Genomic DNA, 24525 nt, shown 5'->3' with positions numbered 1-24525 from the left:
GGAGCACCCGCCGCGGCGAGCGGTCACGAGGCGCGCGGCTCGAGGAACGCGGAGAGCCCCATCGCCTCGAAGACGCCGCGCTGGACCTCGGACGCGACCCCGTTGATGGCCACCGTACCTTGGCCCGTGAGCGGATCGACGACGGTGCGGAGCGGGCGGCGCCCCACCGGGGTCGCGATGAGCTCTGCGATGGCCTCGGCGATGAGCACCGGGTCCGGCGCGTCCTTCGCCGTGGTCATGCCGTGCATGGCCTCTCCGAGCTTCTGACCGAGGTCGGCGGCCGCACCGTACGCCGAGCCTCGCTCGGGGCTCGCGACGTCGGGCACGTTGCCGAAGAACCCGGTGGCGAAGGCTCCGGGCTGCACGATCACCGAGTCGATCCCGAGCGCCGCGAGCTCGTAGCGGTACGCCTCGGCGAGCGCCTCGAGCGCGAATTTGCTCGCCCCGTACACTCCGAGCGTCGGCAGGACGATGCGACCGAGACCGCTCGTGACGTGCACGAGGAGCCCCGAGCGCCGCGCACGCATGCCGGGCAGGACCGCGCGGTTCACCCGCTGCACCCCGACCACGTTCACGTCGAGCTGGTGCGCGAGCTGGTCGGCCGAGATCGACTCGCCGTGGCCGAAGTAGCCGAAGCCCGCGTTGTTGATGACGACGTCGATGGGCCCTACGGCCTCGATGCGCGCGACGGCGTCGGCCACCGAGGCGTCGTCCGTGACGTCGAGCTCGAGCACGTGGAGAGCCACCTTCTCCGAGGCGGCGAAGGTGCGGAGCTCGTCCGCGGCAGGGGCGTTCTTGCCGGAGACCCCGCGCATGGTCGCGAAGACCGTGTGCCCCGCCCGTGCGAGGTGCTTCGCGGTGATCTTTCCAAAGCCGCTGCTCGTGCCCGTGATGACGACGTTCATGATGTGCTCCGATGGCCTTCGAGGGAAAAAGAGGACACGAGCGCGCCTTGGTGCGCCTCGGGGCCCCTCCCTCGATTCGTGGGAAAACGCGCCGCTCTCCGGTGCACCACGCACCCTCGAGCGACGCCACCACCGTGGGAACGACCATTCGCTTCCGCAAGGGAAGTAACTTCATTTTTACAATCGAGCCGGCCTCGGGCTCCGAAAGCCTCCCTGGCGCGTTTCTTGGCCGAGCCCGGCTTGACAGAGGGCATCGGGTCGGCGATAACGCCCGTCCTTCACGCTTTCGGCGGGCAAAAAAACGCACCCCGAGCCTCGAGCACCCTCGAGTCTCCGCGGGAGCGGCCTTCGGCCGGAGCGAAACGGAGCACCACAATGCCCAAGATGAAAACCCGAAAGACCGCCAAAAAGCGGTTCAAGCTGACCGGCTCCGGCCGGGTGCGCCGGCCCAAGCAGGGCGGCAACCACGGCATGCAGGAGAAGTCGCGCAAGCGCATCCGTCGCCTCCGCAACAACGACATGGTCGACAAGACGCTCGAGAAGCACATCAAGCGTCTCATCCCTTACGGCTGAACGGAGAAGAGGTAGACCATGCCCCGCGCAAAACGAGGATTCAAGGCGCGTCGTCGCCGTAACCGCATCCTGAAGCACGCTTCGGGTTACCACAGCGCCCGCTCGCGCCTCTTCGCCTACGCGAAAGAGGTCGTGATGAAGGCGTGGGTTTACGCCTACGCCCACCGCAAGCGCAAGAAGCGCGACTTCCGTCGCCTCTGGATCGCCCGCATCAACGCGGCCGCCCGCACGAACGGCACGAGCTACTCGCGCCTCATGCACGGCCTCAAGTCGGCGAAGATCGGCCTCGATCGCAAGGTCCTCTCGGACATCGCGATCGTCGACCCGAAGGGCTTCGAGCAGATCGTCAAAGCCGCCAAGGCCTGACGCTCGCTTCCAAGCAAGAACGAGCCCCGCCTCTCGCGAGAGAGAGCGGGGCTTCGTTCTTTTCGAGCCCGTCGCGCTATTTGATACCCAGGCTGCAGTTCTCCTTCGACCCGCCGTCCGGGAGCGGCATGACGATGCAGCAGGATGACTCGTTCGGGGCGCACACCGGGCGGCACGCAAACAGGCCGACTGTCGTCCCTTGGCCTCGCGCAGCAGTCTTGGGGGCAGATCGAACAGCTCGGGTTCACGTATCCGCCGAGCCCGGAGTCGGCGTCCGCGCCTGCGTCCGGTGGGGGAAAGCTCGAGTCGACACCGGTCGACGTGTCGGGCAGCCCCGTGTCGGGGTCGGGAGGGGGCGCGCCGTCCTCGGTGGTGACCGCGCCGTCGAGCTCGACGATGGCCCCGTCCTCGAGGTGAACGCGGCCTGCCTCGTCGACCACGGCGCCGTCGATGTAGACGGTGCGGCCCGCGTCGTCGGTTCCGATGGCCCCAGGCGGCAGGTTCGCGGGCCTCGAAGGGTCGAGGCCTGCGCTGCCGGCGGCACGCTCGGCCTCGGTGAGGCAGCCCGAAGCGTCGCAGACCACGTCGGCGCTGACGCAGCCTCCGCGGAAACATGTCTGGTCCTCGGCGCACGTCTTTCCGAGGCAGCGATCGTCGAGGTAGGTCGCGAGCTCGATTCGCCGACCCGACTCGAAGCGGAGCTTCCGCCGGACCACGATGCAGGTGGGCGCCACGGTCCCCTTGTCGTCGACGACGCAGTCCTTTCCGGACGAGGGGCCGCGTGTGTTGACGCGCATCTCGACCAGGACGGGTTCGTCGACCTTGCCTTCGCGTGGAACGACGGTGAAATCACCGAAGAAGAAGGTCCGCTCGAGCTTGGGATCACACGAAGCGAGCACACCCTCGGGCCCTGCGCCGTCGTCGCCGTCCACGATCGGACCAGGCTTGCGCGAGTAGAGGGTGTAGCGGGTTTTCTCTTGGCCCGTGCAGAGGCTCGAGTCTCCCGAGACCTTCACCTCGATGTACGTGGCGTCTTTGCAAGCGGCGACGACGCCTACCCCGCCGACCAGGGAGAGCGCCGCGACGACACCGAGGCCACGCCTCGTTCGGATGCTCGCCAACTCGTTCGACCTTGCCACGTGCACCTCCCGAACCCTCAGGATAGCGCATCGCCGGGGCGCGGGCGAAGGCCGTCCGCACCCCACCGAAGACCGTGGATTTCGTTCGAGAATTCGGGACCGAGCGGTGCGCGCTTCAGGCGGCGGTGATGGGGATGTGGCGCGCGCCTGCCGCTTTGCTCTTGGGCACGGTGACCGTGAGCACGCCGTTCTTCATCTGGGCGGTGACACCCTCGGCGTCGATCGGTTGGCCGATCGAGAACGAGCGCGCGAAGCTCGCGGTGCGGCGCTCGTGGAGGTGGAGCTTCTTGCCCTCGCGCGTCGCGTCCTTGCGTTCGGCGCGGATGGCGACGGTGTCGTCGTGCACGCTCACGTCCACGTCGGACTCGGCGAAGCCGGGCAGGTCGACCACGATCTCGAAGGCGGCCTCGGCCTCCCACACGTTGGTCGCGAAGGTGGGCTCCGCCGACCGAGGCGCGGCCCGGTGAAGCTCACGGTCGAAGAGGTCGAAGGGGGAGAGGCGGGGGGAAAGGAGACGATCGAAGGGAGAGGACGTGCGCATGACGAGGCTCCTCCCGTGCGGCCGGAGCTCGGCGCGCGCGGTCTTGGCTTTGAGGTGGGCGAAGGCGAGAGATGCACGTGCACCATGCACGTACCGTGGGCGACACGCGGGCTTTTCGCCTTCGCGCTCGGCACCGTCTCTCGCCGTCGCTCCGTACCGTAAGCACGTGCCCCACGCTGTAAAGGGGAGCTCGGAGAGCTCCGTGCCACGCCCGGGGAGGCCCCTTGGTCAGAGGGCTCGAGCCTCCCCGATGACGCGCCCCATGAACCGGAGGAGCGCCCACTTCTGCGCGAGGGTCGGCTCGCCCTCGACCTCGACGTGGCGGATGGCGGGGCTCACGAGCGCCTCGCGGAGGAGGCCCTTGGGGACGTCGTTCGCGAGCCACAGCGTCTCGGCCGAAGGGATCACGACGTCGTCCTCGCCGTGGAGGAGATAGACCGGCGCGCGCAGCCCTTCGAGGTGCCCGTGGGGAGAGACGCCCGTGTCCTCGCCCGCGTGGGTCTCGACGATGCGGCGCAGCTCGGGGCGGATGCCGGCGAGGTCGGTCGTGAAGATCTCCTCGAGGAGATCGCGCGACGCGGGGGCGGTCTTCTTCGCGTGCTCCCGCGCGATATCGCGCTTCTCGTGGAGCCACGCGCGCAGCGCCAAGGTGGCCTCCTCGCGGTCGGCCTCGGGGAAGAAGTCCGGCACGCGGTTGTAGACGAGCACCATCGCGCCGTAGTCGTGCGCGCGCTGCGTGCGGGCCGTGCCGTCGGGGAAACCCACGGTGCGGGTCGCGAAGAAGCGGAGCGTCCGCGCGAGGTCGTCGTGGGCGCCGACCGCGACCACGAACCCCACGTGGTCCCGGTGCTCCTCGCGCGCCGCCGTGAGCAGCGCGATGCCCCCGCCGAAGCTCATCCCCATGAGCCCGACGCGGTCGCGGCCCGTGCGGGCGCGTAGCGCCTCGATCGCGGCCCCCACGGTGCCGATCGAGCGCGGGTCCACGTGGTAGTCGCTGAGCTCGGCGATCTCGGGCATGAGCACCACGACGCCCGTGTCGGCGAAGGCCCGAGCGAAGCGCGTGATGCGAGCCTCGTCGATGCCTTGGTATTGGATGCCGTGGACGAGCACGACCCCGGGCAGCCCCGCGCGTCCCTTCGGCGCGAACGTGCGCGCCCGCACCTTGCCTCGCGGGGCGTCGAGGAAGATCTCGCCCTCGTCGAGCCCCGTGACCTCGGCCTTCGCGTCCGAGAAGCGCCCGAGCAGCGTGGCCGCCGCGCGGTGGTCGCGGAGGACGGGCCCGGCGAAGAGCACGAGCATCACGAGCACGAGGAGGCGTAGCCGAAACCGGGTCGCGCGGGACATCGGGGTCGGCAAGCGGCGGGTCGCCCCGGCGGGGGGCGAGAGCCGGGGCTCGGAGGGGGGCGCGGAGGTCATGAGCGAGCGGGGCGAGAGCGGGGTCGCGGCGAGCGTCGTGAGGGAGCGCGGGGAGGCGTGCATCGGGGCCCTTTCCTTCTGCTCGGAGGGACGCCCGCGCCGCCCGAAACATTGTCAGAGGTCGGTCCTTCGTCGTCATTCTTTGTCACGACGGAGCGCGCGGTCCTCGCTGCGGGATCTCTCAAATGTGCGAAATGAATGGGAAATATGCGTTGGTTTGCGCGGAATGCCCGGCGGATTTCGGCGCATCGATTACGATCGAGCGAGATGCGGACGATCCTTCACGTCGACATGGACGCGTTCTTCGCGTCCGTCGAAGAGCTCGACGATCCGAGGCTCCGCGGGAAGGCGGTGCTCGTCGGGGGAGCGTTCCGGCGTGGGGTGGTCGCGGCCGCCTCGTACGCGGCGCGGGCGAAGGGGGCACGCTCCGCGATGCCCATGGCCGAGGCGCTCCGCCGGTGCCCCGAGGCGATCGTGGTGCCGCCCCGGCGCGAACGGTACGCCGAGGTGAGCGCGCGGGTGTTCGCGATTTTTCGCCGCTACACGCCGCTCGTCGAGGGGCTCTCGCTCGACGAGGCCTTCCTCGACGTCACCGAGAGCCGCTCGCTCTTCGGCGGGGGCAGAGAGATCGCGGCGGCCATCCGCGCGGCCATTCGCGAGGAGCTCTCGCTCACGGCGTCGGCGGGGGTGTCGCACTGCAAGTTCGTGTCGAAGGTCGCGAGCGATCTCGAGAAGCCCGACGGCCTCGTCGTCGCGCCGTACCCCGCGGCTCCGTTCTTGGCACCGCTCTCGATCGAGCGCATGTGGGGCATCGGCCCGAAGACGGCGCCGCGCCTCCGCGCGCTCGGCCTCCGCACCTTGGGGGACCTCGCGCGGTCGACCGAGGCCACGCTCTCGCCCGTGCTCGGGGCCTACGCGGGGCGCTCCATCGCGCTCGCGCGCGGCGAGGACGATCGCCCCGTCGTGCCTCACGCGCCCGCGAAGAGCATCGGCTCGGAGTCGACCTACGAGGAGGACCTCGTGGGGGAGGAGGCCATCGCGCGCGCGGCCCTCGCCCACGCGGCCGAGGTGGCGCGTCGCCTCACCGCCGAGCGGCTCGTCGCGCGGACCGTGGCCGTGAAGGTGAAGCGCGCCGACTTCACCCTCGTCTCGCGGCAGATCTCCCTCCCGGACGCGGTGAGCGACACGGTCTCGATCCACGAGGCGGCGACGTCGCAGATCCGCCGCATGGGCCTCGCCGACACGCGGGTGCGCCTCGTGGGGGTGCACGTGTCCGGGCTGGAAGGGGAGCCCCTCACGCGCGAGCTCTTCGCCGATCCGGCCCGTGAGCGCCGCAAGCGCCTCGAGGGCGCGGTCGGGGCCGTGAACGACAAATTCGGCGGGATCCTGACCCGCGCGTCGTTGCTGGACGCTCCGGAGCGGCGCCCGAACGGGGTAGGGGTGGCGCGCGAGGACCTCGCGAAGGTGGCCGGCGAAGGGGATCTCGCGCCGCGTAGGCGGTGACGCGGCCGGCACGTCCCTCACTTTTTTCGAGGAATTCGCCGCGTTTTTTGTAGAGTGCGCGCCATGTCGACACGCCACGCGAAGGCCCTCTTCGCCAGCCTCGTATTGGGGCTCGTCGTCGTCGCCTGCAAACCCAAGGAAGGTGGGAGCTGCCGGCGCGAGGGGCGCGAGTCGTGCGTCGACGCGAAGAGCGCGCTCGTGTGCCACGGCGGCGCGTGGGAGCCCATGACGTGCCGTGGCCCCGCCGGGTGCCGCAAGGTCGGGAGCGAGGCCGAGTGCGACCAGACCGTCGCCGAGGACTCCGACGTGTGCAACCTCGAGGGGGACGTGGTCTGCGCGGGCGACCACAAGGCCATGCTCGAGTGCAAGCAGAACCACTGGGCCCGCACGGCGAGCTGCCTCGGGCAAAACGGCTGCACCCTCGTCGGCAAGACGGTGAAGTGCGACAACACCGTGGCCTCCATGGGGGACGCCTGCACTCACAACGACGACTACGCCTGCTCCCCCGACAAGAAGGTCGAGCTCGTCTGCAAAGACGGAAAGTTCACCGTCTCCGCCACGTGCCGCGGCCCCAAGGGGTGCCTGGTGGTCGCCAAGCAGATCTCGTGCGACGACACGCGCGCCGTCCTGAACGACGCGTGCGGCAAGGACCAGAGCTACACCTGCGACATGGAAGGAAAGTCCATCCTCGTCTGCCGCTCGGGTCACTACGTGCTGGACGAGACCTGCAAAGGGAAGCTCAACTGCCGCGTGCTCGGCACCAAGGTCGGCTGCTTCTGAGGCGCTTCGCCGGCCGGACGACGAGAGGGAGGACCGCATGAAGCTCCATTCGATCGAGGGCAACCGTCAGAGGCTCGACGGCGGCTCCATGTTCGGCAACTGCCCGAAGACCATGTGGGAGACCTGGTGCCCGCCGGACGAGAAGAACCGCATCTCGCTCGCGTGCCGGGGCCTGCTCGTGCGCGAGCCCTCCGGGCGCAACGTGCTCCTCGAGGCGGGGATCGGCTCGTTTTTCCCTCCGAAGCTCCGTGAGCGGTACGGCGTCGAGGAGACCGAGAGCGTGCTGCTCGGGTCGCTCGCGGCCGTGGGCCTCACGCCGGACGACGTGCACGTGGTGGTGCTCTCCCACCTCCACTTCGATCACGCGGGGGGCCTGCTCGCGCCGTTCGAAGAGGGGAAGCCTCACAGGCTCGCGTTCGGCAAGGCGAGCTTCGTCGTGTCGAAGGGCGCGTGGGAGCGCGCGAAGCACCCGCACGCGCGCGACAAAGCCTCGTTCATCCCCGAGCTGCAGGAGCTCATGGAGGCGACGGGCCGCGTCGAGGTCGTCTCGGGCGATCGCTCGACGACTCTCGGCGACGCGTACTCGTTCTCGTTCTCGGAGGGGCACACGCCGGGGCTCATGCTCACGCGCGTCGAGGGAGGGGAGCGCCCCGTCACGTTCCTCGGGGATCTCGTGCCGGGCACGCCGTGGGTGCACCTGCCCATCACCATGGGCTACGACCGCTTCCCCGAGCTGCTCATCGAAGAGAAGGAGCGTGTGCTCGCGCGCATCCTCGCGGAGGACGGGCTCGCGTTCTACACGCACGATCCGAAGGTCGTCGCGAGCCGCCTCACGAAGGGCGAGAAGGGGAAATACATGCCCCTCGAGCCCCTCGCGCGCCTCGCGGGCTGAGCCTCGCCTCAGGGGCCCGTGGCTTTGCGGAGCGCGCCGAGCACGACCCTCGGATCGTCGACGTAGGTGTCGAGCCGCGCGGCCTCGTTCCCTTCGCCGTCGAGCACGATCACTTGGGGAACGCCGATGACGCGGTACCGCGAGAGGAGCTCTCGCACGAGCGGCACCTCGTCGTCCGAGGCGTCCACGTGGATCATCACGAAGTCGCGGCTCGCTTTGCGCACGGCGTCGTGGCCCCTCGTGTCGCCGTCGAAGTGGAACGTGGGAAAACACCACGTGGCGCCGAAGTCGAGCACCACGGGCCGGTGCGCGAGGCGCGCCGCTTCGATCGCCGCGACGGCATGGTCGTTCGTCACGAAGACGATGGGCGGCGCGGGCCTCTCGTGGTCGATGGCCGATGCTCCTCCGACGGCGACCAAGGTCGCGACGAGCCCCAAGCCGAAGTACCCCACGCGCGCCCTCGCTCCGCCGGCGCTCTCGGCCCACGCGAGGGCGACGCCCATCCCGAGGCCGAAGAACGCGAGCCCGAGCCCGATCGCGACGTAGCCCTCGGGAGCGAGCAAGATGCCCGCGGCGCCAAAGGCGGCGATCACGGGGACGAGCAGGGCGGCGAGGGGACGCGGGAGCACCCACCGATCGAAGCAGACCGCGCCCCGACCACCAAGCCGGGCGTGACCTCCGCGGATTTTCCCGTCGGGACGGGCGGTTACGAGGTCAGGGCTGACCCTTGATGCGCGTGTACACGAAGATGACGCTGATGGCGGCGGTGGCGGCGACGCTCACCCACTTCCAGTCTTGGCCGGTCATCTTCACCTCGAAGTGTGGCGCGCTGCGCTTCACCGCGCCGTAGTAGGCGCCGCAGAAGCCGTAATAGACGAACATCATCGGGTGGTAGGTGAACGACAAGAAGAAGATGCCCACCAAGATGCCCGCGAACGACGTGACGAGCGCGATCGAGAACGGGTAGAGGCGCGGGTCCATGCCCCACGGCGGGCGGAAGGCCACGGTCCACGGGATCTTCACGCTCGACCAGAGCACCGCGAACCACAAGATGATGCCGGGCAGGCCCAGCTCGGAGGCCGAGAGCAGGTACGAGTTGTGGGCCGTGATGAAGTAGTTCTCGATGAACTGGTTGTGCCCGAGGCCGAAGATGGGGCTCGCCTTGAAGAAGTCGCAGCCGTCGTAGAGGGCGCCCAGGCGCTCGAGCGACGAGGCCTCGGCGTCCTCGCCGGAGCGGCCGCCGAGGAGGAGCACGGGGGAGCCGCACACGCCCGCGATGACCACGCCCTTCAGGCCGTACTTGCGCACGAAGTACACGCCGAACACCGCGAGCAGCACCAAGATGCCGCCGCGTGAGCCGGTGAGGATCGTGCAGTAGATGACGGTGATCACCGAGCCGCCCGTGATGACGTTCTTCCAGAAGCGGCTCACGAGCACCTGGTAGAGCGCGAACGCGAACGTGAGGCCCACGCCGCAGAAGAGGGACAGCTCGTTCGGGTCGGACAGGGTGCCGCGCCAGCGCGCGCGCCCGTTGGCGACGCTGAACGTCCCGAAGAGGCCGGGCCGCTCGCACTCGTAGTCGTCCTTGAGGTCGACGCCCTCGCGGCACTGGAGGCTCTCGACGCACTCGCGCCCGTCGGGCTCGCCCTTGGACTTGTCGTGCGCCTCGGACCTATCGGTGCCCTCGGAGATCTTGATGCACTGGAAGTCGCTCTTGCCCTGGTAGATGCCGAAGCCCGCGATGGTGACCGACACGGCGAGCATCACCACGGCGAGCGTGCGGTACCGCTCGAAGGTGCGCCCCGCGTACATCACCATGGCGAAGTAGATGACCGGGAAGAACATCGTGACCTGCATGTCGGCCACGGGCCCGCCGCCTACCTTCACGAGCGTGCAGAGGACGTTCCACACCACGTAGGCGATCATGATCGGCCACTGCGGCGAGCCGAGCTTCAGCTTGCCGGTGCCGAAGTCGATCGCGATCCCCAGGAACCCGAAGCCGATCGCGATGTAGAGGAGCTTGAACGCCTCGAGCGGCGGGTAGCACTCTTGCGGCCTCACGAAGAGGAACACGATGAGAAGCGCTGCACCGAACGTCGACACGGTCCTTCTCCGGTCTCAGGTGGCCTGCGGCTCGGGGGTGAGCGCGCTGCCGTCGGTGTCGCGAGGGGAGAGGCGCTCGGGCTCGGGGGCCCAGTCGCGCGCGAGCGTGTACTTGACGAGGCCCACGCCGAAGCCGATGCCGTGCGACACGTGCACGACGGGGAACATGGCCCACACGAGCGGCACGCCGAGGGGGCCGAGCTCCCGTCCCACGCGCACGGCCTCGGCGCCCGTGCCGAGCGCATAGGCGGCGAACGCGAGCGGGGTGAACGGCTGGAAGGGGGAGGTGAGGAGCAAAGCGGCGCCCGAGACCGTCATGAGAAACGGAATCGCGGGCCTTAGCGAGAGGAATTTTCCGCGCTTCAAGAGCGTGCGCGCGCGCCCCTGGCCGTACTTGAAGTACTGCTTCGCGAGGGCCTGGAAGCTCCCACGTGGGAAGTAGTGGACGACGATGTCCTTCGACAAGAACACCTTGCCGCCGCCCTCGATGATGCGCTGATTGAGCTCGGCGTCCTCGTTGGTGATGGCCTTCGGATCGTACATGCCGGCCGTCTCGAAGACGCGCCTCCGGAACGCGCCGAGGAACACGGTGTCGACGAAGCCCTCGCTCTCGGCCGAGCGGTATTTGGCGCCGCCGACGCCGAGGGGGCTGTCGAGCGCGGCGCACAAGGCGCGCTGGAACAAGGTCTTCGCGCGGGCGCGCTGGGCCCCACCGACGTTGTCCGCGCCGGTGCGCTCGAGGGCCTTCACGCACTGGGAGACGTAGTCGGGCGCGTACTCGCAGTGCACGTCCATCCTGACCAAGATTTCACCTTTGGCCTCGGCCAGGATCGCGTTGATCCCGGCCGATTGGATGCGGGCGGGGTTGTCGATGACGCGGATGCGCGGGTCCTCGGCGGCGAGGCGCGCCAAGATTTCCCGAGTCTTGTCCATGCTCATGCCGTCGGCCACGAGCAGCTCGAAGCGGTCCTTCGGGTAGTCTTGGGCGAGGACCGTGCGGACGCACGCCTCGATGTACGCCTCTTCGTCGAGGCAGGGCATGGCGATGGTGACGAACGGCTCCTTCATGCCTTTTCCTTCCTCGTGTGAACTTTGGCGCTTCCCGAGCGCGGCCCGAAGTATGATACGAGCAAACGATGCGTTTCGTCTCACTCGCCGTTCTCATGCTCGCGTGCATGGCCCCCGCGCTGGGCGGCTGCACGGGCGTTCGAACCTACAACTGGGCAGCCGAGCGCGCGGCGGGCTACAAAATCGGCCCGGGGGACGTGATCCGCATCTCGGTGTGGAAGCACGACGAGGTGAGCCAGACCGTCACCGTCCGCCCGGACGGCGCCGTGTCGATGCCCCTCTTCGGCGACTTGATGGCCGAGGGCAAGAACGTCGACGAGGTCGCGGCCGACATCGCCAAGCGGGTCACCAAGTACTTCGCCGACCAGCCCCCGATCACCGTGCAGGTGACCGAGGTGCGCTCGTACAAAATCTACGTCGTCGGCGAGGTGCAGCGCGGCGGGGAGTTCACGCCGAACCACCAGGTCACCGTCGTCCAGGGGCTCGCGCTCGCGGGCGGCTTCACGCGCCTCGCGTCCGAGGACGAGATCGTCATCGTCCGCAAAGACGCGCGGGGCGAGCGCCGCATCCCGTTCAGCTACAGCGCCGTCGTAAAGACGGGAGACCTGCAGCAGAACCTGCTCCTCCAGACCGGCGACACCGTTATCGTCCCCTGAGGGCATCGTCCCTGAGGGCATCGTTCCCTGAGGGCATCGTCCCCGGGGAACGGTCTCGAGGGGCGGGGTGAGGCAGAGAGGGGGCGTCGTGTCGATCGTGGCTCGTCCGGGGGGAGCGCTCGAGGGGGACCTGGGCGATCGTCCGTGCAGGGACGTCCGTTTCGTGCTCGCCTTCTGCTTCTGGAATCCTTCACCAACCCTCCCGGTGCGTAAAGGAAGCTGACGCGCGATGTTCGATCTCATTCGTTCGCCAAGGCGGATCCTCGTCTTCCTCTTCGAGATGGTCCTCGTGGGGCTGCTCGTGGTGCTCGCGGGCGTCATTCGGCTCGGCGTGCACACGGGCCTCAGCTACGCGAACGTCGGCAAGCGCGCGATCGTGTTCGCCGTGGTGATGCAGGGCGTCCTCTATTACGCGGGCTTCTTCGACCCGCGCTTCGTGCGGCAGCCGCAGCAGGCCTTCTCCAAGGTCTTGAAGTCGCTCGCCCTGTCGACGCTCGTGAACGTGCTCGTCTACTACCTCTTCCCGCGCTTCGAGATCGGGCGAGGCATCTACCTCTCGTCGGTCGCGCTGGTCGCGGTGGTGCTGCCTTCGTGGCGCATCTTCTACGACTCGGTCACCGACACGGCGGGGTTCCGGCGCAAGGTGATCGTGCTCGGCACGAGCGGCCTCGGCAAAGAGCTCGCCGAGATGATCCGCGACAACCCGAGCTACGGCCTCGATCTCGTCGGCATGCTCGGCCGCGAGCGCTCCATGATCGACTCCGAGCAGGGCATCGTCGGCATCTACGCGGACCTCGCCGAGATCGTGGCGAAAGAAGACGTGGAGCTCGTGCTCGTGGCCTACCCCGACAGGCGCGGGACGCTCCCGGTCGACCAGCTCCTCGAGGTGAAGTTCCGCGGCGTCGAGGTGCAAGAGGGCATCGATTTCTACGAGGAGATCACCGGCAAGATCTACGTGCGGGATCTCAAGCCGAGCCAGCTCATCTTCGCCGAGGGCTTCACCGCGCGCCTCACCACGCGCCGCTTGAAGCGCATCCTCGACGTGGTCTGCGCGCTCATCGGGCTCGTGCTCGCGGCGCCCATCATGCTGCTCGCCACGGTGCTCATCCGGCTCGAGTCGAAGGGCCCCATCCTCTACAAGCAGGTGCGCGCGGGCGAGTTCGGCAAGCTCTTCACCATCCTCAAGTTCCGCAGCATGCGGATCGACGCCGAGAAACACGGCGCGCAGTTCGCCAAAGAGAACGACGACCGCGTCACCAAGGTGGGCGCGTTCATCCGCAAGACCCGCATCGACGAGCTGCCGCAGCTCTGGAACGTGCTGAAGGGCGAGATGAGCATGGTGGGCCCGCGCCCCGAGCGTCCGGTGTTCATCGAGCAGCTCGAGCAGCAGGTCCCCTTCTTTCGGCAGCGGCTCTACGTGAAGCCCGGCGTCACGGGGCACGCGCAGGTGCGCTGCAAGTACGGCGCGTCGGCCGAGGACATGCTCGAGAAGCTCGAGTACGACCTCTATTACATCAAGTCGTACTCGGTGCTCTTCGACCTCTCCGTCATGCTCGACACGGTGAAGGTCGTGCTCTTCCGCATCGGCTCGCGCTGACCCGTAGGGGCCCGCGCGGAGCTAGGCGGCCCAAGCGAGGCCCCCTACCATTCGACAGCGCTCGGCGCCGCACCTCGATAAGTCACACGCACAGCAAACAGAGACAGCGACAGCCTCTTCAATCCACTTGTCGGTCTTTGGCTTGACCTCGTTCAATCTATGTGGTCGGATGCCTGCCATGAAGCGCACGTTGATCCTCCCTCCGCTCGTGGCGGCTACCCTCGCCTCGGGCTCTCTGGGCTGTTCCACCTTCCCGGATTCCGACCCGAGCCTCGCCGAACGCACGAGTCTCCCGGTGGAATATGTCGCGCGGAGGTGGGTCCCCGAGCTTCAGCAGCTCGTCACGATCCGGAAGTCACCGATCGCGTCGACGGTGGAGTACCCGGATGGTCGGCGGGAGCGGTTGGAGGATCTTGAACGCAAGATCTCGGGCACACCGAGGCAGTTCGCTCCGGCCTTCCTCGACCAGCTTGAGGCGGCCGACGATGGGGAGACCATTCGTGCCGCAGTCGTGGTTGAGACCGATGAGGTACTCGCGTCCGGTGGGAGAGGGCGGCCGAACGGCGAGTCCGCGTCCCGGGCCGTCGCCACATGGTTGAGGGCTGCCGGCCCGGAGTTTCGCTCGGTCTACGCGAGCAAGTTCTCGGCGTTCGTGATGCTCGAAGCTTCGCGCTCCGCGTGGAAAGCGCTCGTCGCGCGGCCCCCCTCCGGGACCATGCAGGTGTTGGACGTGCGGCCCCGCAGATCGGGTGAGGCCTTTGGTATCGTCGACCCGACCACCGTCCTCCGCAATGACATCGAGTTCAACTCAAACGGGAACTTTGGGAGCGGCATCCGGCTCGGTATCATCGAGCTCGGACTCGGGTCCGGAGCAATCTATGACAAGCATGAGGCCTTTGCGCTAGCCGACATCCACTACCAAACGACACCGACATCGTGCGACTCGGATAGCGACTGTGTGCAGCCACAACAGAACGCCTGCCGCAACGGCCGCTGTACGGGAGCGCACGCGACCGCGGTGGCGAGTGTCGTCTCCCATGCAAAGTCGGGAGGGAATCGGAACGCGTCGGAGGCATCGCTCTATATCGCCAACGGCGGGGACGCGTGCTCCTTAACAGACTACATCAAGCAGCTTGATTGGCTTCTGGAAAACGATGTTCACGTGGTGACCGAGACGTTTCGTTGCCATGGTGGGAGCGGGAACGATGGCGCGCACGGGTATACGACCGACTACTATGCGCGCAACTTCGACATGACCTTCCTAGTCTCCTCAGGCAATCAAACGACTGGTGAGAACGACGTAGCGTGCGCGACGACTGGAAATAGCGTGTGCACGGGAGGGCTTGATGACGTGGGACGAATGTTCTGCGCGTCCTCGCACGCGAACGCGCGGCTCGGGGGATATGCCACGGACCGGGAGGAGCCGGACGTGGTCTCCTACGCGGGGCAGGGGGGCTCGTGTGTCCCTAGCTTCAACCTCATGGAAGGGGCCACGCTGTCCGGGCCGACATCCTGGGGAGGGTTCGCCGGTACCAGTGGTGCCGCGCCAAGTGTTGCAAGTCAGCTCGGGCTCGCGGCCAAGGCGTGCGGCCTCCCCTACTTCGAGCACCTCGCTGCCCGAGCGGCAGCTCGCAATCTCGCGCATGTCATCAATCCGGACGGCTGGAAGTACTCGACCCCTCAACCTACCCCGTACGGTTTGTTGGGCCCCGGTGACCAAAAGGACGGAGCGGGGTTTCCTGTTTTCGGACCGTGCGCGGCATCGGACCCGGACCGAGTGACTGGCACCACCATTCCCGGTGAAACTACGAGCGAGCCGCTTCCGACGGGCGAGTACTCGAACGTTCCTCCCGGGGAGGTCAGCCCTTCCTCGCACAACGGGCCGACGGGCAAGCCGGGCTACGTCCTGACGGCCCGCAGTCTGCTCGCCGGGGCTCGCGTTCGCGCTACGATTAGCTGGGACTCGTGCCCGAAACGCACGAAGGTGCTGGACGGTACGGGCATCCTCGCGGACCTCGCCAACGATTTCGATCTGTACCTCTACGACAAGTCGCGGAGTCGGTACGTGTACGGTTCCCAGTCGCTCGATGACACGAACGAGGGGTTCGATGTCGTAGTCCCCGAGGACGGGGATTATGAGCTGTTCATTGCGTGGCAGGGAGAGGTGCGAAAGTGCGAGAAGAAGGTCGATCGGGTTGCCCATGACGTCATTTTCGTGCGCCCATGAGCGGGCAATCTCGGTGGCCTAGGTTTCTCGGTGTCGCGGCGATCCTGCTCCCTAGCTGCGGGGGGAGGACGGACGATCTTAGTGGATTCTCCGATGGCTCCGGGGGGGCCCGGGATGCCGCGGTCGCCGATGCCTCGGTGGTGATGTCGTACGCTGAGTGTGCGGCTGCGGACGGAGGAACGCCGACGATTGCGGAATGTTGCGCGCTCGGCCAAGAGTGTTTTCCGGCCGCGACGGCCGGGCAGCAGCGCTGCCTGCGCGAAGCTCGGGAGTGCGCGCTCGCGTGCGCTCCCCCAACCAGATGTGAACTGGTGTCCGTCCCCCGCCATCGGGAAGTGTGTTCCCCAAGCCTGTTCGTCGAGCTTGTTCGCGTGCCGGCATGTGTGCGATAGAACACGGGTCGGAGACTCGGAGCACCAGCCGCAGCTCGCGGCCCAAACACAGGAAGAGGAACCCGTGAAACGTTTCTACTCGCTCGCCTTCGTTCTCCCCCTCGGGCTTCCAGCATGCGCAGATGACCCGACTCCGCCTGCGGATGCGTCCGTCGTCGATGGCACGGTCGTGGATTCGAGTGCCGATGCATCGCCCTCGTGCCTCGCGCTTGGGATCCAGTGCCAGCGGTCGTCAGACTGCTGCTCGGGACTCTGCGCTGAACGGGTGACAGGTGGTGGCGGGCCAGCACCCGGAGGAGGCTCGTCGGACGCGGGGATCGCCGTGTGCCAGGGCAAGCTCCCCTAGGACCGGCCCGTTTCCGACCGTTTCTGATTCACAGACTTGGTGGCGAGATGCGGGGCGGCGTCTGAAGGGGCAGCCCCGCGACTCGGCGACTACTTCCCGTCTTGTTTCGACTTCTTGCGTGTTGTTGAGAAGACCTCTGCGAGCGGCTCTATCGCCCTCGCAAGCTTCGCGTCCTTCTTCGCGCGCACCTTTGCCACGCCGTACAGTTCGAGCGAGGGAACGTAGGCCTCAGCGCTCCACACGAGACGCGCATCGTCGATTCGCCGTCGAATGATGCCCACCACGCGATCGAGCTCGTCGAGCGCCTTCACGTTGTCGATGTCTTCAATGACGGCTTCGGCATCGTAGTCGGTCGCGGCGACCACGTCGGCGTGGTCGGCGCTTTCGACCGCGAGCGATCGCGCGGCATCCGGGAAGTCAGCGCGTACGCGGGGCACGGTCGCGCGCTGGGCGTCGGTTAGGAGTGGAAGCATGGCGGCGAGAAGCTCGTGCACCTCGTCGAGCTTGGCCTTCGCCCTGGTTACCGTCTGTTTCAAAGCCCTGTTGTTTACGCGCGTTTGATCCATTCCCTCTATATACCTGCCCGTAGGGCCTGGCATCCACCCCGCCGTACAGGGCACCTTCCCCCACGATTGGAACCTTGGCCTCGACACCGTGGCGACACTACCTAGGGGCTCCCTAGCTCCGTGGCTCCTCACGGAAGGTTGGTGGTGCCAGCGGGTAGGACCGACCTAGCCGATGGGTAGGTTGCCCCTACCCGCAGGGGAGGGATGCCTCCCCGTAGCGATGGATCGGTACGCCTCGCGGGGGAGTGGCCCCCGGGCCCTCCGCGTCAGCGCGTGGTCTTGCGGCGGCGGGCGAGGGCGCCCAGCACGAGGCCCACGCCGACGATGGCCGACACGTCTTTCGTGCCGCTCCCGGACTGGTTGCAGCCGTCGTTGCGCGAGGAGAGCAGGCCGTCGCGGGGCGTCGGGGCGACCCCTTGAGGCGTGCCGGGCGCGGGCGTCCCGGTGCTCGAGGAGCCGGACGGGCTCGGCGAGGGCGTGGGCGAGGTCGACGAGCCGCTCGGGGCGGGGGAGGGCGACCCGCTCGCCGCGGGATCGCACGTGCCCTGCATGACCCCGACGGCGATCCACGCGCACTTCACGACGGCGATGTCGGCCGGGGTGTACCCGAGCGCGGTGGCGGCGTTCACGGTCATGGTCGCGGCGCCGGCGAAATCGGTGCGGGCCTGGAAGTACTTCGTCTCGACCTCGTACCAGAGCTTCTCGGCCTTCTCCCAGCCGAGCTTCCCGCCCACCTTGATCTGCGAGTACGGGTTCGTGCCGCCCATCGTCATGAGGTACGCGGCGTTGTTGGGGATGCCCGAGTTGATGTGCACGCCGCCGTTGTCCTGCTGCGTGTTCACGAACTCTTTCATGTTCGAGGGCTGGCGCTTCGCCTTCGGGTTCGTGAGATCCCGAATCGGGCCGCCGAGGCCCACGTTCTCGCCGGTGACCCAGTTCTTGGCGTCGTCGGGTTTGTAGGCGTGCTCGATGTACGTCGAGAGGATGTCCGAGATGGCCTCGTTCAGCGCGCCCGGCTGGCCCTGGTAGACGAGCTTCGAGGTGCTCGTGGTGACGCCGTGCGTGAACTCGTGGGCGACCACGTCGATGCCCGCGGAGAGGGCGCGGAAGGCCGTGCCGCCGTCGCCGTAGGCCATCTGGGTGCCGTCCCAGAAGGCGTTGTCGTACGCGTTCCCGAAGTGCACCGTCGACACCATCGGCGCGTTGTTGCCGTCGATGCCGTTCCGGCCGAAGCGCGACTTGTAGTAGTCGTAGACGAACGCCGCGTAGAAGTGGGCGTCGACCGCCGCGCCCTTGCCGCGCTGCACGTTGTCCCAGCTGTTCTGCATCTGCGAGGTGACCGCGGTGCCGGGCAAGGTCTGCTGGGTGCCCGCGGTGAACGTGCGAATTTGTGCGGGGCGCGTGCCGTCCACCATGGTGAACGTGGTGCCGTTCTGCGTGGCCTCGAACTCCTTCTCGTCGCCGAGCACGCCCGCGCCCTTCACCTTGATCGTCTCGAGGTCGTCGAAGGCCTCGAGCACCTCGCCGGTGAGCGCGTCGAGCGTGACGTCGAGCACCGCGGCCGTCTCTTGGCTCATCGCGCGGGCCACGTGGTGCCACGCGAGGCGGGCTTCGCGGCCGGGCTCGGCGAACACCACGAGCTCGGGCTGCGCACCCTCGCGCACGTCCCCCGAGGCGATGCCGGGCACCCGGGCGAGGAGCTCGCTCGTGGCGCGGGCGCGGGCCTCGTCGGCCGTGAGCTTCGGGGTCGGGTCGATCGTGAGGCCGGGCACGATGCGCGCGTCCATCGAGAAGAGCTCGCCGTCGCGCCCGAAGTGCACGGTGACCTCGGCGCCGCGCACCGGAATGCCCGCCACGGTCTCTTGGAAGCGCACGTGGGTGCCCGACTCGCTCGCCTCTTCGCGCTCGACGCGGAGCTCGTGGGCCGGGCTCGCGAGGCCGAGGAGCTTCGGCTGCGCCTTGAAGAGCGAGAGGGCCTTCTCGTGGGCCGTGGCGCCCTCGAGGGCGGCGTGGGCCATGCGGCCTTCGACGTGCCGCACGTTCGCGAGCTCGCGGGACATCTCGACGCGGAACGTGCCGCCCGTGGCCTCGGCGAGGCTCTGCGCGTGGGAGGCTTCGAGGGCGCTCGGGTCGTCGCCGTCGCCGTGGCTGGCGCAGGCGGCGAGCGCGAGGACCGGGAGCACACCGAGGACGCTGCGGAACGAGCGATGGGCCATGCCCCAATCGAAGCAAGCCTCGAGCCACGACGGGACCTCCTTGGCGTTCGGAGACGCGATCGATTCTCTCGGGGAATTCAGGAAGGCGCCGCCATCGCCCCATGTAGGTGCCGCATGGCGTGTTGGATGACGCACGATCCACACCGGACCACGGACGTCACCTGGATCACGCGCAACCGGTCACCCAATTCCCGCCCCACCGCACGCTCCCGCCACCGCTCCGATCCAACGCCCATGGGGCCCCAGCGGGCTTTTCCCGTGGGGCGGAGGACGGAGTCCTCCGACGACAAGGCAGGGCTGATTCGCCCCGCGAATCAGCCCGTGGGGCGCGGGGGCGCGAAGACGGAGAGGGGCGGGGGGGCTCGGTCGTGTCGGTCGTGAAGAAGCCCGAGAGCCCGAAGAACACCTGGTGGCGCATGAGGTCGGGCGCGGCGAGCGTGCCCGAGAAGTTCACGTAGCGGTTCGAGTACCCGCCGAGCGCGCCGAGCCAGTTCGTGATGCGGTAGCGCACGAGGGCCGTCATGCCGACGAACGTGAGGAAGGCCTCGCCGTCGTTCGTGGGGCGGAGGACGGCGCGGCTCACCGAGCCCGTGAAGAGGAGCGCGATGTTGCGGAGGCGTTTGTCGTTCGGGAAGGGCACGCCGCCCACCACCGCGTCGACCTGCACGGTGCGGCCGAAGCCGATGCGCGGGTTCGCCGAGCCGAACGTGTAGCCGGCGATGAGCTCGGCGTTGAACGTGGGCTTTTGGTAGAGGATCTCGGCCGAGCCGAGCGGGCTAAGGATGGCGCTGCGGTCGTTCGGATCGAGGGCGTTCGGGTCGTTCGGATCGACGGGCAGCGGCGGGAACGACGGGGACGGCACGGTGGCGATCGCCACACCCGCGCGGCCCGTGGCCGAGAGCGCGTCGTTGAAGATGTAGGTGGAGCCGAGGTTCGCGCGGCCGAGGTGCTGCGAGAAGTCGCCGCGGCGCACGGGCTTCTCGCGGGTGAAGTCGAGGAAGAAGTTGTTGTAGATGGCCTCGTACTCGAGGTCGGCGAAGCCGCGCACCTTGGTGCCGAAGTCGTGGATGACGGCGCCGAGCGTGTTGAGCTGCACGTAGTCGAGGCCGCGGTGGAAGAGCCGGCTCCCGTCTTGGAGGAGCGTGGGCTCGTCCCGCAGGGTGGTGCTCATCGTGGCGCCGAGCACGTGCACGTAGCGGGTGCTCGAGTTTATCTCTTGCTGGAGCTGGAAGCTCAGGTTCGACAGCGTGAAGGTGCGCTGGAGGTTCGCCGGATCGACCTGGAAGAGCACGCCGTCTTGCTGGCGCGTGGAGTTCAAGGTCTGGAGGCTCGTGAAGGCGCGGATGCCGAGGCGCGTGCTCTTCCCGAGGGAGAACCCGCCGCCGTAGAGCGCGAGGATGCTGCCGTCCTGGGGGAGCGAGGGGCCGTCGTCGAGCTTGTAGTACTGCTGCCCGAGCACCTGCACGCTCACCGACTGGGGCTCCTCGGCCTTGCCCCAGAAGTCGAGCTCCACGCGGCCCTCGAGGGCGTTGTAGAGCGCGGCGCGCTTGGTGATGGGGCCGCCCTCGAAGTCGGCCGTCTGGATGACGTTGCTGTTGTAGCCGCCGACGAGCGACGTGCTCGCGGTGATCTCGACGGGCCGATGCTGGATGAGGCGGCCCTCCGGGTCGACCACGCGGATGCGGGTGCCCGTGAGCGCGGTCATCTGTTGGGCGCGGGCCTGGGCGCGCGCCGTGAGCTCACGCTGATCTTCGGCGGCTTGCGCGGCGGCGCGGGGGTCGAACTGCTCGTCGCGGGTGGTGCGCGGGTCGACCGGGAGCACGTTCGAGCCCTCGGGCGCCGTGGTGCGTGGGTCGACCACGGGGGGCGCCGCGCCCGCGCCCACCGCCGCACGCGTGGGCTGGGTGGGTTGGGTGGGCTGCGTCGGTGCGGCGGCCGCGGAGGGGGCCGGCTGCGCGGCGGGCGCGGTCGCAGGCTTCGGTGCCGGCGCCGGGGCCGGCTGAGCGAGCTGTGCGAGGAGGAGGAGCCACATGGGGAAGGAGCGGGGTGACGGGTGCGTGCTCGCCCTCCGCCCACCTCTCCGCGATGTTGCCCCACCTTGTCTCGGCCTCCAACCGAAAACCCGACAGCGTTCGGGATTTTCATCTGCCGAGCCCAAAAGCGATCTTCTAACCGCACACAAGGCCCCGTACCCTCGGCCGAGTGAGGGTCGTCGCCGTAACGCAGATTTGGCCGAACAGCCTCGAGCCCCTCGCGGCGGCGTTCAACGTGCAGCAGTTCCGTGAGCTCGCGAAGACGTGCGAGCTCGAGGTGCTCGCGGCGGTGGCGAGCTTCCCCTTGTCGCGCCTCACGGGGCAGCCTCCGAGGCCGGCGAAGCTCGCGGGCCTCCCTCCGCACGAGGTCGTCGCGGGCATTCCGACGACGTACCTGCGTCAGCTCTACGTGCCCAAGGTGGGGGTGCCCGTCGCGGTGCCTCTTTACCTCGCCTCGGCGCTCCCTCACCGCGCGCGCCTCGCCCGCGCCGACGTGCTCTTCGGCACGTGGGCCTACCCCGACGCCGCGGCGACGATCCTGCTCGCCAAGATGCTCGGGAAGCCCTGCGTCGTGAAGGTGCACGGCTCGGATCTCAACGTGATCGCGAAGCGCCCGAGCGCCCGCGCGGTGCTCCGCAAGGTGCTCCCCATGGCCGACGCGCTCGTGTCCGTGTCGGAGCCGCTGTCGGACGAGCTCGCCGGGCTCGGGGTCCCGAGATCGCGCATCCACCTCGTCGGCAATGGCGTCGACGAGGCGGTCTTCCACGTCCGAGGCAGGGCCGAGGCGCGCGAGTCGCTCGGCGTCGACCCTTCGCGCAAGGTCGTCTTCTTCGTCGGTCGGCTCGAGCCGGCCAAGGGCATCGACGAGCTCATGACCGCGTGGGACGCGGTCGTGCGCGAGGTCCCCAACGCGACGCTCGTGCTCGCGGGGGACGGCGTCTCGCGCGCCAAGGTCGACGCGTGGGCAAAGGGGCACGGCGAGGCGGTGCGTGTGCTCGGCGGCCAGCCCTTGTCGGCCATCGCGGCGTGGCACGGCGCGAGCGATCTCTTCACGCTCCCGAGCTGGCGCGAGGGCACCCCGAACGCGGTGCTCGAGGCGCTCGCGAGCGGCAGGCCCGTCGTGGCGACCCGCGTCGGCGGCGTCCCCGACGTGCTCCGCGATCCCCAAGCGGGCCGCATCGTGCCCCCGAAGGACGCGGGCGCGCTCGCCCGGGCCATCGTCGAGTGCCTCGGAAAAGCTTGGGATCCCGAGGAGATACGAAAGACGGGCCCCGGCACCTGGGCCGAGAGCGCCGAGAAGCTCCGCGCGGTGCTCGAGGGCGTCGTGCGCGCGCGGCGCTGATCAGCCGGCGACGATGGTGCCCGTGCCCGCGCGGGTGACGAGCTTCGTGCGCGCGACCACGCCCGACGACGTCTTCTGCTTCGGGTCTCCGAGCTGGACGAACGTGACCTCGGCGCGTGTGCCGTCGACGTCGACCAGGGCGAACCCGTAGGCGTCGGGATCGGCGTGTTTGAGGTGCGGGTTCGAGGCCTTGAGCGAGGCAGGGGCCGAGCTCACGAACGCGTCGGCGATGAAGCGGAGCGCGTTGCCCTGCGGGAGCAGGTTGTCGACGAGGGCATTCATGGACGCCGACGAGATGCCGGCCGTGACGAACTCGACGCCGATGGGCTTCGCGCTGGGCGCGTCGAAGTCCTCGTGGAGCTCGGCGGCGAAGAAGGCGTGGATGTCGCCGGTGCACACGAGCAAGTTCTCGACCTTGGCCGCGCGGAACGCCCGCAGGATCTCGGCGCGCTCGGAGCGGAAGCCGTCCCACTGGTCGGTGTTCACGTACGCCGTGTACGAGAAGAGCGCCGGCACGCCCGGCAGATCCGAGAGCCTCAGGGCCATCTGGTACATCTGCACCTCGTTGCCCCACACCTTCCAGGTGGCCTTCGAGCCGCGCACGGCGTCGACCAGCCAGGCCTTCTGCGCGCCGCCCAAGAGCGAGGGCTTCTTCTGCGTCTCGCGCTCGTCGTAGACCGACTTCCGCACGAAGTAGCGCGAGCCGACGGAGCTGTTCGCCGACACCTTGCCGATGGCGAGGTCCCGCGGGCCCTCGGGGACGAGGTGATCGTCCCGGAACATGCGCTGGTCGGTCATGAACAGATCGACGTGCTTCCCGAAGGCGAGCTGCCGGTAGATCTTGATGTCGTTCGGGAACGAGGCGTTCGCGTCGTACGTGATGTCGGCGGGCTGGTACTCCGAGAAGGCGCGGTTCGCGGCGAGCCGCCGCGGGGTGTTCTTCTCGTCGGTGAAGCCCTTCGTCACCGGGTCGAGCTCGTTGAAGCTCGTCGAGTGGTCGGCCCAGCAGTCGTCGGCGAACTCGTGATCGTCCCACGTGACGACGAACGGGTAGAGCCGGTGCACTTCCTTGAGCAGCGGGTCCTTGCGGTAGATTTTGTAGAGCGTGCGGTAGTCGGCGAGGGTCTTCGCGGCGGTGCGCGAGCCGTTCTGCTCGGCCGAGGTGTCCATGCCGTCGGGCAGCTTGATCTCGCGGTCGGGCGAGGTCGACTGGAAGCGCGGATCGTTCACCGTCTCGTAGATGTAGTCCCCGAGGTAGAGGATGAAATCGAGCGGCGCCTTCTCGTCGAGCAGGGCCTGCCACGAGTGCCAGTAGCGCCCGATGTAGTCTTGGCAGGAGCAGAACGCGAACTTCACGCCGACGTCCGCGTCGCGCGCGGGCGCCGTCTTGGTGCGGCCGACCCGCGTCGTCGTGCCCTGGGCCTCGAAGCGGTAGTAGTACACCGTGCCGGCCGAGAGCCCGGTGGGCGCGACGCGCACGGTGTGGTCGGCGTCGGGGGTGGCCTTGGCCATGGTGCGCGCGACGATGTCGGTGAGCGCCTCGTCCTTCGCCACGACCACCTCGACGTCGATGGTGTCGGTCTGCGCCTTCCCGGCGCCCTGGGGCTCGACGCGCGTCCAGAGGAGGACCTTGTCGGGGCGCGGATCGCCCGAGGCGAGCCCTTGGGGGAACACCTTGTCGCTCGCCTCGGCGGGAGACGTCGGGGTCAAAGGCTTCGTCGCGCCGTCGGGGAGCGTGGTGCCGCCGTCGGGCGTCGTGGTGCCGGCGTCCTCCCCGGGGGGCGTCGTGCCTCCCGAGTCGCTGCCGCACGCGACATAAAGCACCGACGCCAACGAGCCGAGAAGGAAGTCACGACGCTTCATG

Annotated in this window: 19 protein-coding genes; 9 read left to right on the top strand and 10 right to left on the bottom strand. The window is 68.5% G+C overall.

Going from position 1 to position 24525, the window contains the following annotated elements; translation table 11 throughout:
• Positions 1 to 23: 23 nt before the first annotated feature.
• Positions 24 to 905, bottom strand: a complete 882-nt coding sequence (locus IPK71_29270; protein MBK8217838.1) for an SDR family oxidoreductase — start codon at positions 903 to 905, stop codon at positions 24 to 26.
• A gap of 375 nt (positions 906 to 1280) precedes the next feature.
• Here IPK71_29270 and rpmI point away from each other — a divergent pair, with 375 nt between their 5' ends.
• Together rpmI and rplT are read left to right on the top strand one after the other, a co-directional pair.
• Positions 1281 to 1478, top strand: a complete 198-nt coding sequence (rpmI, locus tag IPK71_29265) for a 50S ribosomal protein L35 (GenBank protein MBK8217837.1) — start codon at positions 1281 to 1283, stop codon at positions 1476 to 1478.
• Positions 1479 to 1496: 18 nt separating this feature from the next.
• Complete coding sequence (gene rplT, locus IPK71_29260; protein MBK8217836.1) at positions 1497 to 1844, top strand: 50S ribosomal protein L20; 348 nt, start codon at positions 1497 to 1499, stop codon at positions 1842 to 1844.
• A gap of 1254 nt (positions 1845 to 3098) precedes the next feature.
• Here the strand turns inward: rplT and IPK71_29255 are convergent.
• Complete coding sequence (locus IPK71_29255) at positions 3099 to 3524, bottom strand: Hsp20/alpha crystallin family protein (protein MBK8217835.1); 426 nt, start codon at positions 3522 to 3524, stop codon at positions 3099 to 3101.
• Positions 3525 to 3752: 228 nt separating this feature from the next.
• Positions 3753 to 5003, bottom strand: coding sequence for an alpha/beta hydrolase (locus tag IPK71_29250; GenBank protein ID MBK8217834.1), 1251 nt, complete (start codon positions 5001 to 5003; stop codon positions 3753 to 3755).
• A 204-nt stretch (positions 5004 to 5207) separates the two neighbouring features.
• Between IPK71_29250 and dinB the strand changes: the two genes are divergently transcribed.
• The 3 genes from dinB to IPK71_29235 all read left to right on the top strand — a co-directional run bounded on the left by dinB (position 5208) and on the right by IPK71_29235 (position 8115).
• Positions 5208 to 6443, top strand: coding sequence for a DNA polymerase IV (dinB, locus tag IPK71_29245; protein MBK8217833.1), 1236 nt, complete (start codon positions 5208 to 5210; stop codon positions 6441 to 6443).
• Positions 6444 to 6506: 63 nt separating this feature from the next.
• The gene (locus IPK71_29240) at positions 6507 to 7223 is read left to right on the top strand and encodes a hypothetical protein (GenBank protein MBK8217832.1); all 717 of its coding nucleotides are present in this window, start codon (positions 6507 to 6509) and stop codon (positions 7221 to 7223) included.
• A 37-nt stretch (positions 7224 to 7260) separates the two neighbouring features.
• Positions 7261 to 8115: an MBL fold metallo-hydrolase gene (locus tag IPK71_29235; protein ID MBK8217831.1), complete on the top strand. Its 855-nt coding sequence runs from the start codon at positions 7261 to 7263 to the stop codon at positions 8113 to 8115.
• Positions 8116 to 8123: 8 nt separating this feature from the next.
• Here IPK71_29235 and IPK71_29230 read toward each other — a convergent pair whose 3' ends face one another.
• The 3 genes from IPK71_29230 to IPK71_29220 form a co-directional block, all read right to left on the bottom strand.
• Positions 8124 to 8744, bottom strand: coding sequence for a thioredoxin family protein (locus IPK71_29230; GenBank protein MBK8217830.1), 621 nt, complete (start codon positions 8742 to 8744; stop codon positions 8124 to 8126).
• An 85-nt stretch (positions 8745 to 8829) separates the two neighbouring features.
• Positions 8830 to 10218 (bottom strand): O-antigen ligase family protein, encoded by a 1389-nt coding sequence (locus IPK71_29225; protein MBK8217829.1) that lies wholly within the window; start codon positions 10216 to 10218, stop codon positions 8830 to 8832.
• 15 nt (positions 10219 to 10233) lie between these two features.
• A complete protein-coding gene (locus tag IPK71_29220) occupies positions 10234 to 11286 on the bottom strand; it encodes a glycosyltransferase family 2 protein (GenBank protein ID MBK8217828.1) in 1053 nt (350 codons plus the stop codon).
• A gap of 107 nt (positions 11287 to 11393) precedes the next feature.
• Between IPK71_29220 and IPK71_29215 the strand changes: the two genes are divergently transcribed.
• From IPK71_29215 to IPK71_29205, 3 genes are all read left to right on the top strand, one after another.
• Positions 11394 to 11942: a polysaccharide biosynthesis/export family protein gene (locus tag IPK71_29215; protein MBK8217827.1), complete on the top strand. Its 549-nt coding sequence runs from the start codon at positions 11394 to 11396 to the stop codon at positions 11940 to 11942.
• Between the two features lie 229 nt (positions 11943 to 12171).
• Complete coding sequence (locus tag IPK71_29210; GenBank protein MBK8217826.1) at positions 12172 to 13539, top strand: TIGR03013 family PEP-CTERM/XrtA system glycosyltransferase; 1368 nt, start codon at positions 12172 to 12174, stop codon at positions 13537 to 13539.
• Positions 13540 to 13717: 178 nt separating this feature from the next.
• A complete protein-coding gene (locus tag IPK71_29205; GenBank protein MBK8217825.1) occupies positions 13718 to 15766 on the top strand; it encodes a S8/S53 family peptidase in 2049 nt (682 codons plus the stop codon).
• 827 nt (positions 15767 to 16593) lie between these two features.
• Here the strand turns inward: IPK71_29205 and IPK71_29200 are convergent.
• From IPK71_29200 to IPK71_29190, 3 genes are all read right to left on the bottom strand, one after another.
• Complete coding sequence (locus IPK71_29200) at positions 16594 to 17070, bottom strand: hypothetical protein (protein MBK8217824.1); 477 nt, start codon at positions 17068 to 17070, stop codon at positions 16594 to 16596.
• 266 nt (positions 17071 to 17336) lie between these two features.
• The gene (locus IPK71_29195) at positions 17337 to 19286 is read right to left on the bottom strand and encodes a peptidase M4 family protein (protein MBK8217823.1); all 1950 of its coding nucleotides are present in this window, start codon (positions 19284 to 19286) and stop codon (positions 17337 to 17339) included.
• Between the two features lie 166 nt (positions 19287 to 19452).
• A complete protein-coding gene (locus tag IPK71_29190) occupies positions 19453 to 21318 on the bottom strand; it encodes a hypothetical protein (protein MBK8217822.1) in 1866 nt (621 codons plus the stop codon).
• Positions 21319 to 21488: 170 nt separating this feature from the next.
• On the opposite strand from IPK71_29190, the gene IPK71_29185 reads away from it, so the two are divergent.
• Complete coding sequence (locus IPK71_29185) at positions 21489 to 22661, top strand: glycosyltransferase (GenBank protein MBK8217821.1); 1173 nt, start codon at positions 21489 to 21491, stop codon at positions 22659 to 22661.
• On the opposite strand, the gene IPK71_29180 is transcribed toward IPK71_29185, so the two are convergent.
• Positions 22662 to 24524, bottom strand: a complete 1863-nt coding sequence (locus tag IPK71_29180; GenBank protein ID MBK8217820.1) for an alkaline phosphatase D family protein — start codon at positions 24522 to 24524, stop codon at positions 22662 to 22664.
• Position 24525: the final 1 nt, after the last annotated feature.

The sequence above is a fragment of the Myxococcales bacterium genome (assembly GCA_016712525.1).
Lineage (GTDB): Bacteria > Myxococcota_A > Polyangia > Polyangiales > Polyangiaceae > JAAFHV01.
Note: the sequence above shows the minus strand (reverse complement) of the source record. Positions and strands in the feature narration are given on the sequence as shown.